Below are 12345 nucleotides of genomic sequence, written 5' to 3'. Positions count from 1 at the left end.
CTCGCGGAACGATGTTCCGCTACTTTGGCGGAACGGCGCTCCGCCAAAGTATGGCAGAGCCTTCCCGCGAAGAAAGCACAGGTCCGTCATGCCCTCTCACCCTCTTGACCGGCGAATCCTCTCGGTCAGGCCCATCACTGTTCCCGCGCCCGGCCGCGGCCTCGACCTGAAGGTGAAGGTCACCGCCCCGCTGTCGGGCCGGGACCTGCCCGTCATTGTGTTCTCCCACGGCAACGCATGGTCCATGAACGGGTACGAGCCCCTTGTCGACCGGTGGGCCGCGGCCGGGTTCGTCGTGGTCCAGCCCACCCACCTGGACTCGCGTCGCAACGGCATCGGGTGGGACGACCCGCGCTTCGCCACCATCTGGCGCGTCAGGATCGCCGACCTCCACGCGATACTCGACAACCTCGACGACATCCTTCTCCACGCCGGTGACCTGCCGGAGCGTACCGACCGCGAGCGTGTCGCGGTCGTCGGCCACTCCTGGGGTGCCCAGACCGCCGGCGCCGTCCTCGGCGCTCGCGTGTTCGATGCGGAGGGCAAGCCGGGGGAGGACTTCTCCCACCCCGCAGCCTCCGCCGGTGCGCTGATCGCCGCGACCGGGACCGGGGACACGCTCACCCCACTCGCCGTCGAGCACCTGCCGTTCATGAGGCCGGACTACTCCACCATGACCACCCCGGCCCTGGTCGTCGCGGGCGGCAAGGACCAGTCGCAGCTCTCCACCCGGGGGCCGGAGTGGTTCACCGACGCCTATCACCTCAGTCCGTCCCAGAAGAGCCTGCTCTTCATTGCCGACGGCGAGCACACTCTGGGCGGCATCGCCGGCGAGGCGGTCGCCGAGACCACCGACGAGGACCCGGCTCGCGTCGCCCTCGTCGCCGACACCGTCTCCGCCTACCTCTACGGCGCCTTCAAGCTCGACGACGCCCCGTGGGCCGCTCTCGGCAACGCCGCTGACGGCGACGGCAAGTGGAGCATCTCCAGCAAGTGAACCCGGCCGGGCCGGGCGGCAGGGTCCGGTCCCCGGCAGTGGCGCCGGTAACTGTTTCTTCGGCTGCGCCGGAGTGACAGTTGCGGGCAGGATCGGCCGCATGAGTATCGAGGTCACAGTCGCGTTGATCGGCGCCGTGAGCGCCATTGCGGGGGCGCTGGCCGGTGGGGCCGCCGCGGTGTGGGGGGCGACCCGGGCGGCTCGCAGTACGTACCTCGGCCCCCTCCATGTGGCGCGGAGGACAGCGCAACAGTCGGCGTACGCGAAGCTGCTGGAGGCGGCGAACGAGTTCGAGGCGGGAGCGCGCAGGGTACGCGATGAAGCCCATGCGCTCGTCGAGGATGTCGGCAATGAGTCGGAGGGCATCCCGACCACGCTTCGCGAAAGAGACCGCGAGCAGTACCGGAACACCATCCGGGGTGTGCTCGACTACGGGGACGTGCGGGCCGCCGGCCGACTCGTGGCCCTCGCCGGGCCGGGCACGATGGCCATGGAGGCCCTTGCCGTCGAGTATTCCGCCAGAGACCTGGCGGGCGCTCTTCGCGACGTGGAAGAACGCCTCGACGAGCAGCCGGGAAGCTTCCGGCCGTTCATGACGCACGTCGGCCTCCGCGGCGCCTACCTGCATCTCTCGAAGTCGCTTACGAAGTTCGCCGTCACAGCGAGGGAGAGCGGCGGCCATGGGGGCGACGGCGCCCAGTGATGCGCGCCGTACGGGCAGAGCCGACCCCGGCGCACTGGACGTGTGACGCGGGCTGATCGATTCCGTGACCGCCGGTCGTATGTCCGGCAAGCCGTGGTGAGCGGACACGCCAAGTGGACGGCCAAGTCTCCGGCGGCTTCGCGAATCATGCGGTACCGCACGGCGAGCGGATCGGCGGTACCTACGACTGGTGCTCAGGCGCCGGGACATACATCGAGCGACGGAGCACCAGCGACCAACCGTCGGTTCGGCTGTCAGGTGTCGTCCTCGATCTTTATCGCCTCCTTGAGGCTGTGCGCCGCCGTGCCCGGCTTGCCGTGCTGCGTTTCGAGGAGCGCTGCCGCGATGGCGTCCAGCTTCAGCTGGATGGCGTGCTCCGCGCGGCGCTCGGAGTTCTTCAGCAGAGCGAGCAGCAGGAGAGTCACCGCGGTCATCGACTCGCCGGCCAGCAGCAGCCAGGTCACTTCGAGCTTGGCGAAGTGCGCGCCGATGACGATGCCGACGAGGACCATGCAGATCCCGAAGAACGCCGGTGAGCTGGTGAAGTTGGAGGTGTACTCGGCGAGACGGGCGAACCGTCCCGGCCTGGCCCCACCACGGTCCGCGGGATGTTGAAGCGTCATGCACCCGACCGTACACACGTTCCTTCGACCATTCGCCGGAGAAGGACGGCGGACAGCGACGCGCGGCCCTCACCGCACCCGCCGACACGGGGGCATTCGTCCGGTGCGGCGGTTCGTCAGCGCGTTTCGTGGGAGAGCAGGTTTCCGAGTGGGCCGAGGTCCAGGTTGAGGTCTTCGCGGCGCAGTCCGTGCAGCTCGCAGAGTTCCGTCATGCGCTCGTCGAGGAGCATCAGGGTGGTGCCCACGCGTTCTTCCTGTTCCTCCGTCAGCTCTCCGCTGTCGAAGCGGCGGATCGCCTGGCGTTCCATCAGCTGTCTGAGCAGTTCCACGACGGTGAGCACCAGAGAGGCCAGATCGCGGCCCGCGCTGTGCGGATCGATGTCTACGCGGCTCTCGCTCACAGGGCCCCGCTGTCGGCCCACGGCGCGGGGACGCGCTCGCTGACTGATGCCAGCAGGGCGTGCAGGGAGAGACGGACCAGCGGAACGTCCGCGATGGCGATCACGAGGTCTCCGCTGATGACGATGCCGGTACCGAGCACCCTGTCGAGCAGGTCGACCAGGGGGACGCCGATGGGGGCCGTGGCTTCCGGGCCCTGCCACGGAACGGGGTTACGGGTGGCCTGCAAGATCTCCTCCGTCCGTGAACGAGTAAGGGGCCCAGGGCCCCGAGATGTCGATCTCGACGCCGTTGAATTCCGGGGACGCGCGGAGCCGCCCGATCGTGGCGGCCAGTTCCGCGCTCCTGTCCTCGGCGATCAGATAGGCCGTGTTCATGATCTGTGTGCGGTCCTTGCCGGTGACCTCGGGGCCGTGCGGCCGGCGAGGGACCGTACCGACGGCCAGTTCCCGCACCGCGACGTCCACGCGTTCGGCCGCGGACAGCGCGCTTTCCCGGTGCTGCTCGCGCAGGTGTTGGCGGCTGCGCAGACGGTCCAGGTAGGCACGGCCCGAGACCTGTCCAGGCCCGGGCCCCGGTCCGGGCGCGGTTCCCTCCGGGGTGCCGGGCGCGGCGGACCGGGCCGTCGTACCGGTCTGTGTCAGGTGGACCTTGACCGCCCATTCTGCCCGGCCGGTGACGCGGTCCAGCGCCAGGCGGAAGCGTTCCTGGTTCTCCCCGATGGCCGCGTGCACCCGTTCGTCGCCGAGGTAGAGGGTGGCCAGCGGCATCGGCACGGCGGGGCCGCCGGCGGCAGCGGCGGTGACGACGCCGTGGTGGGCGCGGGCGCAGCGCTCCAGCTCGGCCGCGTCGCCGAGCCGCTCGCGCAGGGCCGCTTCGGAGAACTCGGCCGCCGGTACGTCCTGAACAATGGCGCACAGCGAACCGAGCGTCAGCCGGCGCAGCGGCCCGCCACCGGCATGCCCGCGGGCGGAATCCAGGGATCCGCGGTGGTCCGACCGGCAGACGGCGAAGACGTACGTGGCCCAGGAACCCCCGCCGTCGGACCCGGGCTCGGACTCGGACAGGGGATCGGACCGGTGTTCGGTGTCGGACAGGGGATCGGCCGAGGGGCGCGGGGTGGAGTTCATCGGCGGCGCAGTTCCCTTCCGCTGCCGAACCGCGAGATGCCGGTGGCCTCCTCGGAGTCGTCGCCCTCCAGAGCCTCGATCCGCCCGCGCAGCCGCTTGTTCTCTTCGTACAGCGCGTCGTGGGCGGCTCGCGACGACAGCGCGGGATCGGTCTCCCACCAGTCGATGCCCGCCTTCTTCGCTGTCTCCACCGAGGAGATGAACAGCCGCAGGCGAATGGTCAGCAGCTCGATGTCCAGCAGGTCGATCTTGATGTCACCGGCGATGACGATGCCCTTGTCCAGCACCCGCTCCAGGATCTCGGCCAGGTTGGCCGTGGCGGGCGGGTGCGAGCGGGGCTCCGTGGTCCAGCTGTCCAGTTCCGTCACGGTCTCACTCCAGGTACCGGGGCTTTCTTCCTGTCGAGAATGTCCAGCAGCTGTTCCTCCTCGCGTTCGAAGCGTGCGAGGTCGATCACACCGTCGTCCAGCGCGCGGTTCAGCTCGGAGAGCTGTACGCGGATCACCGCCGGGTCGTACAGCTCCGCCTCCGCCGCGTCGACCAGCCGGTCGGAGATCCAGACCACGCCGCGTACAGGCGCCAGGGGGAGGAGGAGCACACCGGAGAGCAGACCCATGTCAGGCCCCGGCCGGGACGGGTTCCGGAGCCACGAAGCTGTAGCAGGGCAGCGGACCGGTCACCCGCAGTTCGAGGCGGTCCGGATGGGCCGCGGCGAACCGCTCGGCGACACCGCGGAAACGTCCTTCCGCGCGGCGGGGTACGAGGAAGGACGCGTTCAGGACGCAGCCCTCCACGTCCGGCCCCGGACACATGTCGTCGGCGATCCCGGCGAATTCGGCCGGCAGCCCGGCCGCCGCCGCCGAGGCCCGGCGCCTCAGACCCGCCGCCACCGCCTCGCCGAGCCGGATGTTGGCTTCGTAACCGGGGTGACGGCGCGTCTCCTCGCGAATCCCCCGGACCACCGGGTCCTCACGGATCAGCGCGGCCAGATTGTCCTGCACCGGCGTGATCTTGATGTTCATCTCGACGCGGGAGTCCAGCCGCTCCAGAACCGCGGCGTGCTCGATTCGGCGCGCGGCGACGCCCGCCAGCACCGTCGCCTCGTCCGGCGCCACCATGCCGAAGCGCATGGGCAGCACCGGCCCGGCTTCGGCCAGCGCCATGAGGAGGCCCTGATGCGCCATCAGGTCACGCCGCCGGGCCCTGAGTCCCGGGTACGCGGCGCTCACCACGACAGCGAGGTCCTCGGTCGGCAGCAGCCGCACCGGTGCCGGCGGCTCACCGACGCCTTCGGCACCGGAGGGAAGCGGATGGGAGTGGCCCACGATGCCGTACACGTAGATCCCTGAAGTGGTCATGGGTCAGTCCTCATCCCGGTGGCGTCGGGTTCGTTCGCTGCCGTTGCTCCGGGAGCGCGATGTCTTGGACCTGCGCGGGCGCTCCTCCTCGTACTGCTCGTCCTCGTCGTCGCCGCCGGCGCCCACGGCCTTCTTGACCTTGTCGCCCACGGAATGCGCGGCCTTCTTCGCCCCGGCTTTGCCGACGCTCTTGGTCATGCCGCCGCCGAACAGTTCGGGCACTGTCCTGCTGGTCGAGTCGTTCTCCAGGTCCAGCCGATTGCAGGCTTCGGCGAACCGCAGGTAGGTGTCGACACTGGCGACGACGATCCGCGCGTCGATCTTCAGGATCTCGATGCCGACCAGGGACACCCGGATGAAGATGTCGATGACCATGCCGCGGTCGAGGATGAGCTCCAGGACGTCGTAGAGGCTGCCCGCTCGCGGAACGCGGACAACCTCCTCGCTGTATGTACTCAAGGGATGACCGTCTCTCGGGATTGGCTCCGGTGCCGGGCGCTCATTCGTCCGCCTGACCGCGGCGGTAGCGACGGACTCTGCGGTACTGCAGCAGAGAGCCGTCCTCGTCGATGTCCACTTCGTACGTGGCGAGCAGGCTGGTGGTGTCGGGGATGCGTGGGAGTTCGAGCACATCGACGTCGACGTGCCAGCCGTCGTCGGTCCGTGAGACCGCGGAGGCGCCTTCGGGCCGGTGCCTGAGCAGCTTGCTCAGGCTCTGGCACGCGCGTTCGGCCGCTTCCTCCGCTCCCCTCACGTTTTCCTTGCCCGCGGGAGAACGGGCGGATCGGGAGGTCCGGGCACGCCCGGCACGCTGCTCTGACATGCTCCCCAGCCTCCCGGCCAGGTGGCCACCGCGCACGCGGTGGTGGACCGAACGGGCCCCCGCCGGGACCACTCGAATGGCGGCTCGGCGGAGCCCGGAGGAAACTGCAATAGGAGTGCCCACCGCGATGCGGGCAAGCGCTCGCTGCCGTATCGCCTTGCCACTCGCAGACATTTCCCCTTCTTGTCTGGAGGATCCGATGGCCAGCACCGACACCCGCAGCAGCACCTCTACCGGCACGAGCGCCAAAGACGGGAAACCAGGCGGCACGACCACCATCGCCGACAACGTCGTGGCAACCATCGCGGGCATCGCGGTCCGTGAGTCCGACGGAATCTACGCGTTGGGCGGCAGTGCTTCGCGGGCTCTGGGATCAGTGCGGGACCGGGTCTCGAAGTCGCCCGACCCCACCAGGGGGGTAAAGGTCGAAGTCGGCGAGACGCAGACCGCGGTCGACCTGGACGTCATCGTGGAGTACGGCGAACCGATCGCGGAGGACGCGAAAGACATCCGCACCCGTGTGACGGACGCGGTGGAGACGATGACCGGTCTGGAAGTCGTCGAAATCAACATCAACGTGCTTGATGTCCACCTGCCCGGATCGGACGGCGAAAGCGACGACGAGGACGGCGGCCGCCGGAGCGGACGGGTCCAGTAACGCGCCGGCTCCCCGTCGCCCGAAAAGGCACGTGATCCATTCCCAGTATTGCGAGGCACTCATGGAGGACAGTAAGAAGGCCGGTCTCGTCGCCGCTGTGGCGGCGGGCTATGTCCTTGGCCGGACCAAGAAAGGGAAGCTGGCACTTGGCGCCGCCACTCTCGTGGCCGGACAGCAACTCCCAATGAATCCAAGGGAGTTGGTCGTGCTGGCGGTCCGCAAGCTGGCGGAAAATCCTGCGGTGGCGCCGCTGGTGGAACAGGCGCGGGGCGAAGTGCTGGGTGCCGGGCGCTCGGCGGTGTCCGCGACGGCGAACCGCCGCCTCGAAGCGGTCGCCGCCGCCCTTCAGCAGCGCACCGAGGCGCTGCTCGAAGGGCCGGTCGAAGAGAACGAGGAAGAGGAGTTCGAGGAAGAGGAGTTCGAAGAGGAGGAAGAAGCGCCCGAGGAAGAAGAAGAGGAAGAGGAAGAAAAGCCTGAGGAAGACGAGGAAGAAGAAGAGAAACGTCCTCGTCGTAGGCGGGCGGAACGCCCGGCGGCGAAGAAGGCACCCGCCAAGAAGTCCGCAGCCAAGAAGGCACCTGCCAAAAAGACCGCAGCCAAGAAGGCACCCGCCAAGAAGACGGCGGCGAAGAAGTCCGCCCCGAAGAAGTCCGCGAACCGCGACAGCCGGAGGAGGTAACTCTCATGGCCAAGCAGGACAACGACCCCAAGGGCACGAGCCCATCCGGCCTGGAGCAGGTCAAGGAGCAACTGTCCGCCTACCTCGGAGCCCGGGGACAGCGGCTGCTGGACTCCGCCGGCGGGAAACTCACCGACCTCGCGCAGGGCCCTGGGAGCGACGGAGACGGTGCCGCGGGTCTGCTGAACGTCGGGAAGCGGGTGCTCGGCGGCGACAACCCGGTCAAGGCCCTCGTAGGTGAGAAGGCCGGCTCCGTGAAGGACAAGACCGTGGATTCGGTCAAGAACGCCTTCGGCGGCGGGGGCGGGAAATCCGGCAGCGCCAAGGTGACCAACATCGTGGAAGTCATCGACGTCGGCAAACCGTTGCGCACGGTCTATGACCGCTGGACGGAGATAGAGGAGTTCAACTCCTTCGCCAAGGGCGTCACCGACGTGTCCCAGTCGGATGAGATCGAGAGCGACTGGAAGCTCAAGGTCGCTTTCTCCAACCGCAGTTGGAAGGCCACGGTGCAGGAGCAGGTTCCCGACGACCGCATCGTCTGGACATCCGAAGGCGCCAAGGGTACGACGCACGGCGCCATCACCTTCCATGAACTGGCCCCGACCCTGACCCGCATTGTCGCCGTCGTCGAGTACACCCCGTCCGGATTCTTCGAGAAGACCGGCAATGTCTGGCGTGCTCAGGGACGCCGACTGCGCCTGGACCTCAAGCACTTCCAGCGGTACGCCACCCTCACCGACGACGAGGACGTCGAAGGCTGGCGCGGCGAGATCCGCGAGGGGGAAGTGGTCAAGAGCCACGAGGAAGGGCTTGAGGACGACGAACCGGCGGAGGACGACGAGGAGCCCGAGGACGAAGCGGACGACGACTACGAGGAAGAGGAAGAGGAAGACGAAGACGAAGAGGAGCCGGACGAGGAGGACGAGGAGGAGAGGTGAGGAACACCCGCCCGGCGCCGGGCTTCGCGGCAGTAGCGGGGCACCTCGAACCGCGGTGAGCCGGTCGGCGCCCCGTTGCGCCCTGGCTGTCCGACGGGCAACCGTTCGTGGGTCACAAGATGTCGCTTCCGGCCCATGAACAGGCGTGGAAACGCTAGCTTTGTCGCTTTGGTGGATCTGCCGGGGGGGCGGCCCACTCGCGTCGACCAGCGGTCGGTCGTGCGGTGGGTCGTGTCGTGGGTCGTGCGCGGCGTGCGGCCCAAGCACGCGGGGAGGGAAGCGAGATACATGGCAAAGCAGCTCTTGGAGTTCGTGACGGAAGACGGCCAGATCGCCGTCTTCGAGGTGGACCGGTCCGAACTCTCCCAGGATCTTCAACTCGCCTCCGAGTCGACGGACGGACTCGCTGTCCGAGCGCAGGAACATCTACGGTCCACGCTCACCTCGATACAGCCGGTCGTGCGCTACATCCGTGATGCCGTGGCACACGCCTCCCCCGAGTCGGTGGAGGTCGAGTTCGGCATCAAGCTGGGCGGAGAGACCGGAGTGATCTTCGCGAAGGGCACAGCCGAGGCGAACTTCACCGTCCGCCTTTCGTGGGGTGGCCGTGACGCCGCAAGCTGACCGAGAGCGGTTCATCGTTCGGATTCTCCGGGCGTCCGGTGACGTACCGGCGGGCGTCGGCTTCCTTGTCGGCGGGCGCCGCCTCATCACCTGCGCCCATGTCGTCAACACGGCGCTGGGGCGCGGCCCCCGAGCGCAGGAACGCCCCTCCGCCGAAACGGTGATTCGTGTCCAGTTCCCCCTGCTGGACGGGGAGCGGACGACCACCCGTACCGCGCGGCCGGCCTCCTGGACTCCGCCGCCGCTCAGCGGCGTCCTGGGTGGCGATGTGGCGGGGCTCCTGCTGGACGAGCCCCCGCCCGAGTCGGCTCGCTGCGCGCGACTCCTGGGCAAGGAGACGAACTGGGGGCGCGAGGTCTATCTCTACGGCTTTCCCGGTGATCCGCCCCGCCGCGAGCGCGGTTTCTGGGCGACGGGGACCCTGCGGGGCCGGGTCGGCGCCGGGGTGCTCCAGATCGACAAGGCGACGGAGTCGGCCCTGCGAACCCAGCCGGGGTACAGCGGGACACCTGTCGTGGTGGTGGACGGCGGCGACGGCGACCGTGTGACGGGAATGCTGGCTGTCGCGGGAGCCGACAGCGAGATCAAGGACGCGTACGCGTTGTCCGTCCACCACTTGTCGGAGTGCTGGCCGGAGGCGTCGGTCCTCGCGTCCCACCCCGGAGCGCATCCTGCCGCGCAGGCTTTCTTCCGCAGGCGTCTGGACAACCTGCTGCGCGAGGCGCCCTCCGCGTGTTCCCTGACCTTTCCCGAGCAGATCTCCGGCGAAAAATGGGGATTGTTCAGAAGCAAGGTGAACCTGGAGGTGGCGAGAGACGACGTTCTCGCGCTCTGGGGCGACATCGGATTCCTGAAGGTCGGGGTCGGTGTCGCCTTCTTGCGGCACTCGATCGTCCTTCGGTACTTCAAAACCGTGTCGGTGCCGTACGCGGACCTCCCTGACTACGAGGTGGCCGTGAATTACCGCCACAGCTCGACCTACGGGCGCCGTTACCGCGGCGTCAAGCTGGTCAAGGACGGGATCAGCTACGAGGCATCCCCGTGGTTCCGCGGTTCCGACGGATGGAAGGAACAGAACGCCAGGGAAGCGATGGTGAAACTGATCCGGGGGGTGACATCCCTGATGACGGGAGAGGCCGCGACCGGCATCGACTGACGGGTGCGCATTCGACTCCGGCGGGCGCGCGGGAGCTCGATGAGGTCATCACGCACCCGCCGGAGTCGAGGGCGACGGTGGTCCGCTAATCGGCGCGTTTCGTCGAGGAGAAGAACACGTTCGCCGCCGGCAGGAACATCAACAGGACGGCGCCGGCGATCAGAAGGACCGGGCTGACGCCGATGAAGACATCGTAGAAGACGTCAGCCGCGGTCTTCTTGCTGAATTCGCCTGTGCTGACACTGTTGATCAGGACGAACGCGCCGAGAGCGGCGACGGCGGCGACTGTGTTCCGCGCCCAATTGCGTCCCTTGCGCATCTGGAAAACGAAGAACAGGAACAGGCCGCTGGTGAGAACCAGGAAGCCGGCGGACATGGCGGCCTGCCGGACCGCTCCGGTCTCGCCCATCTCGTGACGCATGTCGTCGAGCCCGGAGGGCGAGATGACGAACGTGTCCAGCACCCAGACGAGGGCGTCCACCGAAATCGCCACGACAAGCAACAGGAAGGCGGTCTCCACCACCCTGGGGCGTGCCCTCCGCTGGTCCGTCTCCGCGTTCATCGCCACTTCTCTCTCCTCTGCCGGCCTGCACTCCCACAAGAGACGGCCAACCCGGCCGGGTGGTTGCGCGCCGCGGAGCGGCGAACTCCCACCCGGCCGGGAAGGGGCCGGCCGTGGCACCGGTCAGCTCCAGGCCCGCCGTTCCTGGCCGCGGGGGTCGTCCAGTTGTGTCCACTCGGTGTCGACGCGCATCGTTGCCCGACGGTCGTTGTCGTAGGCGGCCCAGCCGGGGTCACCGGTCCTCGCGAACCGGATCCAGGTCTCGTGGACCCGCGCGGCCAGGTCCGCCGGAGGTTCGCCGGGGCCCAGCAGAGCGTTGGGCCCGTGGAGTTGGGGCAGATGGGCGAGGTCGAAGACGAAGGGCAACTCCATGGTGTGGGTGGCGCCGAGTCGCCCCTCCAGGGCCTGCGAGCGCCACGCGAACTCGTAGCAGAAGGTGGCTGACGCGGCGTGGTCGGTGCGAGCGGCGGCGTGTGCGGTGTGCGCGACTCGATCGGCGTGGTCGGTGCGAGCGGCGCGGTCGGCGGCGTGTGCGGTGGCCAGGGCCCAACTGCCCGCGCCGAACAGCGCGTCGCCCATGACGGCCGAACGCAGCGCCCCGAAGTCGGCGTCCGGCCGCGCGCTCCGGTACACCTCCACGAGCTTCGACGGGTCCGGATGCGAGCGGGCGGCGAGCGCGTCGACGTCGGCGGCGGTCGAGCGCGCGTACTCCCCCGTGGGGACCAGATAGAGGTTGCCCTCCTCGGAGTTGGTGCCGATGAGCAGGTCGACATCGGCGCCGTGGCCTCTGGCGACGGCCTGGGCGGGCTGGGTGTCCAGGACGAGGCTGAAGGGGCTGAGCCCGGCCAGCGGGTCGTGGTGCGTCTCGGTCCGCAGGTCGATGCCTGCGAGCCGGGAGGCCACCTGGACCAGGCGCTCGTCGGGGATCTCCGCGAAAGCCCCGGCCCGGGGCTCGATGCCGAGGGCCTCGGACGCGGCCTTCGTGACCCGGGCCGCCTGCTCGGTCGTGAACGCACCGAGGCCACTGCCGCTCTGGACGATCGCCCGCCGGAACAGGCCGTTGGCCTCGGGGGTCGCGAGTATGCCGCCGACGATCGTGGCCCCGGCCGACTGGCCGAAGAGGGTCACGTTGCCCGGGTCACCCCCGAAGGCGGCGATGTTCTCGCGGACCCAGCCCAGGGCGGCTACGACATCGAGCAGACCGCGGTTGGCGGGCGCACCGGGGATGTCGAGGAAACCGCCGATGCCGAGCCGGTAGTTGAGGGTCACGAGGACGACACCGTCGCGGGCGAAGCCCGTGCCGTCGTACATCGCCGAGCGTGTCGAGCCGGCGACGAAGCCGCCACCGTGCACGAACACCATCACCGGGAGTGCGGCGCCCGCGTCCTCCGGTGCCCGGACGCTGACCGTGAGGAAGTCCTCCCCACGGCTCCAACCGGTGCCGAAGTAGGGGGACATGTCCACGTCGCCGAGCCGGCGTTCGGACTGGGGCGCGTTCGGTCCCGGCACGGTGGCATCCCGTACTCCGCCCCACGGGTCGTGCGGACGCGGTGCCTCGAACCGGCCGGCGCCGGTGGGAGGAGCGGCGTACGGGATGTTCAGGAAGGAGCGGACTCCGTCCCGGCGCCGGCCGCGGACGGCGCCGCGCGCCGTGGTGACGACGGGATCGGCGCGACGGCCGACGGACTCGAA

The 12345-nt window shown here is 69.0% G+C and carries 18 protein-coding genes; 7 read left to right on the top strand and 11 right to left on the bottom strand.

The window, feature by feature from the left end:
• Positions 1-88: 88 nt before the first annotated feature.
• Together P3L51_RS01475 and P3L51_RS01470 are read left to right on the top strand one after the other, a co-directional pair.
• Positions 89-997, top strand: coding sequence for an alpha/beta hydrolase family protein (locus tag P3L51_RS01475; RefSeq protein WP_354603145.1), 909 nt, complete (start codon positions 89-91; stop codon positions 995-997).
• Between the two features lie 100 nt (positions 998-1097).
• Positions 1098-1700 (top strand): hypothetical protein, encoded by a 603-nt coding sequence (locus P3L51_RS01470; protein ID WP_354603144.1) that lies wholly within the window; start codon positions 1098-1100, stop codon positions 1698-1700.
• A 254-nt stretch (positions 1701-1954) separates the two neighbouring features.
• Here P3L51_RS01470 and P3L51_RS01465 read toward each other — a convergent pair whose 3' ends face one another.
• The 9 genes from P3L51_RS01465 to P3L51_RS01425 form a co-directional block, all read right to left on the bottom strand.
• Positions 1955-2323 (bottom strand): low affinity iron permease family protein, encoded by a 369-nt coding sequence (locus tag P3L51_RS01465; RefSeq protein ID WP_354603143.1) that lies wholly within the window; start codon positions 2321-2323, stop codon positions 1955-1957.
• 116 nt (positions 2324-2439) lie between these two features.
• Positions 2440-2724 carry a gas vesicle protein K gene (locus P3L51_RS01460; RefSeq protein ID WP_354603142.1) on the bottom strand — a complete coding sequence of 95 codons (285 nt, stop codon included), beginning with the start codon at positions 2722-2724 and terminating at the stop codon, positions 2440-2442.
• A complete protein-coding gene (locus P3L51_RS01455; RefSeq protein ID WP_354603141.1) occupies positions 2721-2951 on the bottom strand; it encodes a gas vesicle protein in 231 nt (76 codons plus the stop codon). Before P3L51_RS01455 ends, P3L51_RS01460 begins: the two co-directional genes overlap by 4 nt.
• Complete coding sequence (locus P3L51_RS01450; RefSeq protein WP_354603140.1) at positions 2935-3852, bottom strand: GvpL/GvpF family gas vesicle protein; 918 nt, start codon at positions 3850-3852, stop codon at positions 2935-2937. The genes P3L51_RS01455 and P3L51_RS01450 overlap by 17 nt, the downstream gene beginning before the upstream one ends.
• Entirely contained in the window at positions 3849-4220 is a 372-nt protein-coding gene (locus P3L51_RS01445; protein WP_354603139.1) for a gas vesicle protein, read from the bottom strand. The genes P3L51_RS01450 and P3L51_RS01445 overlap by 4 nt, the downstream gene beginning before the upstream one ends.
• Positions 4217-4468: a gas vesicle protein GvpG gene (locus tag P3L51_RS01440; protein ID WP_354603138.1), complete on the bottom strand. Its 252-nt coding sequence runs from the start codon at positions 4466-4468 to the stop codon at positions 4217-4219. The genes P3L51_RS01445 and P3L51_RS01440 overlap by 4 nt, the downstream gene beginning before the upstream one ends.
• A gap of 1 nt (position 4469) precedes the next feature.
• Entirely contained in the window at positions 4470-5210 is a 741-nt protein-coding gene (locus tag P3L51_RS01435; protein ID WP_354603137.1) for a GvpL/GvpF family gas vesicle protein, read from the bottom strand.
• Between the two features lie 3 nt (positions 5211-5213).
• Positions 5214-5669 carry a gas vesicle protein GvpJ gene (gene gvpJ / locus P3L51_RS01430; RefSeq protein WP_354603136.1) on the bottom strand — a complete coding sequence of 152 codons (456 nt, stop codon included), beginning with the start codon at positions 5667-5669 and terminating at the stop codon, positions 5214-5216.
• 40 nt (positions 5670-5709) lie between these two features.
• Positions 5710-6033 carry a gas vesicle protein GvpO gene (locus P3L51_RS01425; RefSeq protein ID WP_354603135.1) on the bottom strand — a complete coding sequence of 108 codons (324 nt, stop codon included), beginning with the start codon at positions 6031-6033 and terminating at the stop codon, positions 5710-5712.
• Between the two features lie 199 nt (positions 6034-6232).
• On the opposite strand from P3L51_RS01425, the gene P3L51_RS01420 reads away from it, so the two are divergent.
• The 5 genes from P3L51_RS01420 to P3L51_RS01400 all read left to right on the top strand — a co-directional run bounded on the left by P3L51_RS01420 (position 6233) and on the right by P3L51_RS01400 (position 10091).
• Positions 6233-6691: an Asp23/Gls24 family envelope stress response protein gene (locus P3L51_RS01420; protein ID WP_354603134.1), complete on the top strand. Its 459-nt coding sequence runs from the start codon at positions 6233-6235 to the stop codon at positions 6689-6691.
• A gap of 61 nt (positions 6692-6752) precedes the next feature.
• Entirely contained in the window at positions 6753-7370 is a 618-nt protein-coding gene (locus tag P3L51_RS01415) for a hypothetical protein (protein ID WP_354603133.1), read from the top strand.
• A gap of 5 nt (positions 7371-7375) precedes the next feature.
• Positions 7376-8311 carry an SRPBCC family protein gene (locus P3L51_RS01410; protein WP_354603132.1) on the top strand — a complete coding sequence of 312 codons (936 nt, stop codon included), beginning with the start codon at positions 7376-7378 and terminating at the stop codon, positions 8309-8311.
• Positions 8312-8599: 288 nt separating this feature from the next.
• Positions 8600-8935: a CU044_2847 family protein gene (locus P3L51_RS01405; RefSeq protein ID WP_354603131.1), complete on the top strand. Its 336-nt coding sequence runs from the start codon at positions 8600-8602 to the stop codon at positions 8933-8935.
• A complete protein-coding gene (locus P3L51_RS01400) occupies positions 8919-10091 on the top strand; it encodes a trypsin-like peptidase domain-containing protein (protein WP_354603130.1) in 1173 nt (390 codons plus the stop codon). The genes P3L51_RS01405 and P3L51_RS01400 overlap by 17 nt, the downstream gene beginning before the upstream one ends.
• An 85-nt stretch (positions 10092-10176) precedes the next feature.
• Here P3L51_RS01400 and P3L51_RS01395 read toward each other — a convergent pair whose 3' ends face one another.
• A complete protein-coding gene (locus P3L51_RS01395; protein WP_354603129.1) occupies positions 10177-10659 on the bottom strand; it encodes a hypothetical protein in 483 nt (160 codons plus the stop codon).
• Between the two features lie 117 nt (positions 10660-10776).
• Positions 10777-12345: carboxylesterase/lipase family protein (locus P3L51_RS01390; protein WP_354603128.1), on the bottom strand; the 1569-nt coding region annotated here is incomplete at its 5' end.

The organism is Streptomyces panacea, assembly GCF_040560175.1.
GTDB lineage: Bacteria > Actinomycetota > Actinomycetes > Streptomycetales > Streptomycetaceae > Streptomyces > Streptomyces panacea.
This window is presented reverse-complemented; position numbering and strand designations above follow the sequence as displayed.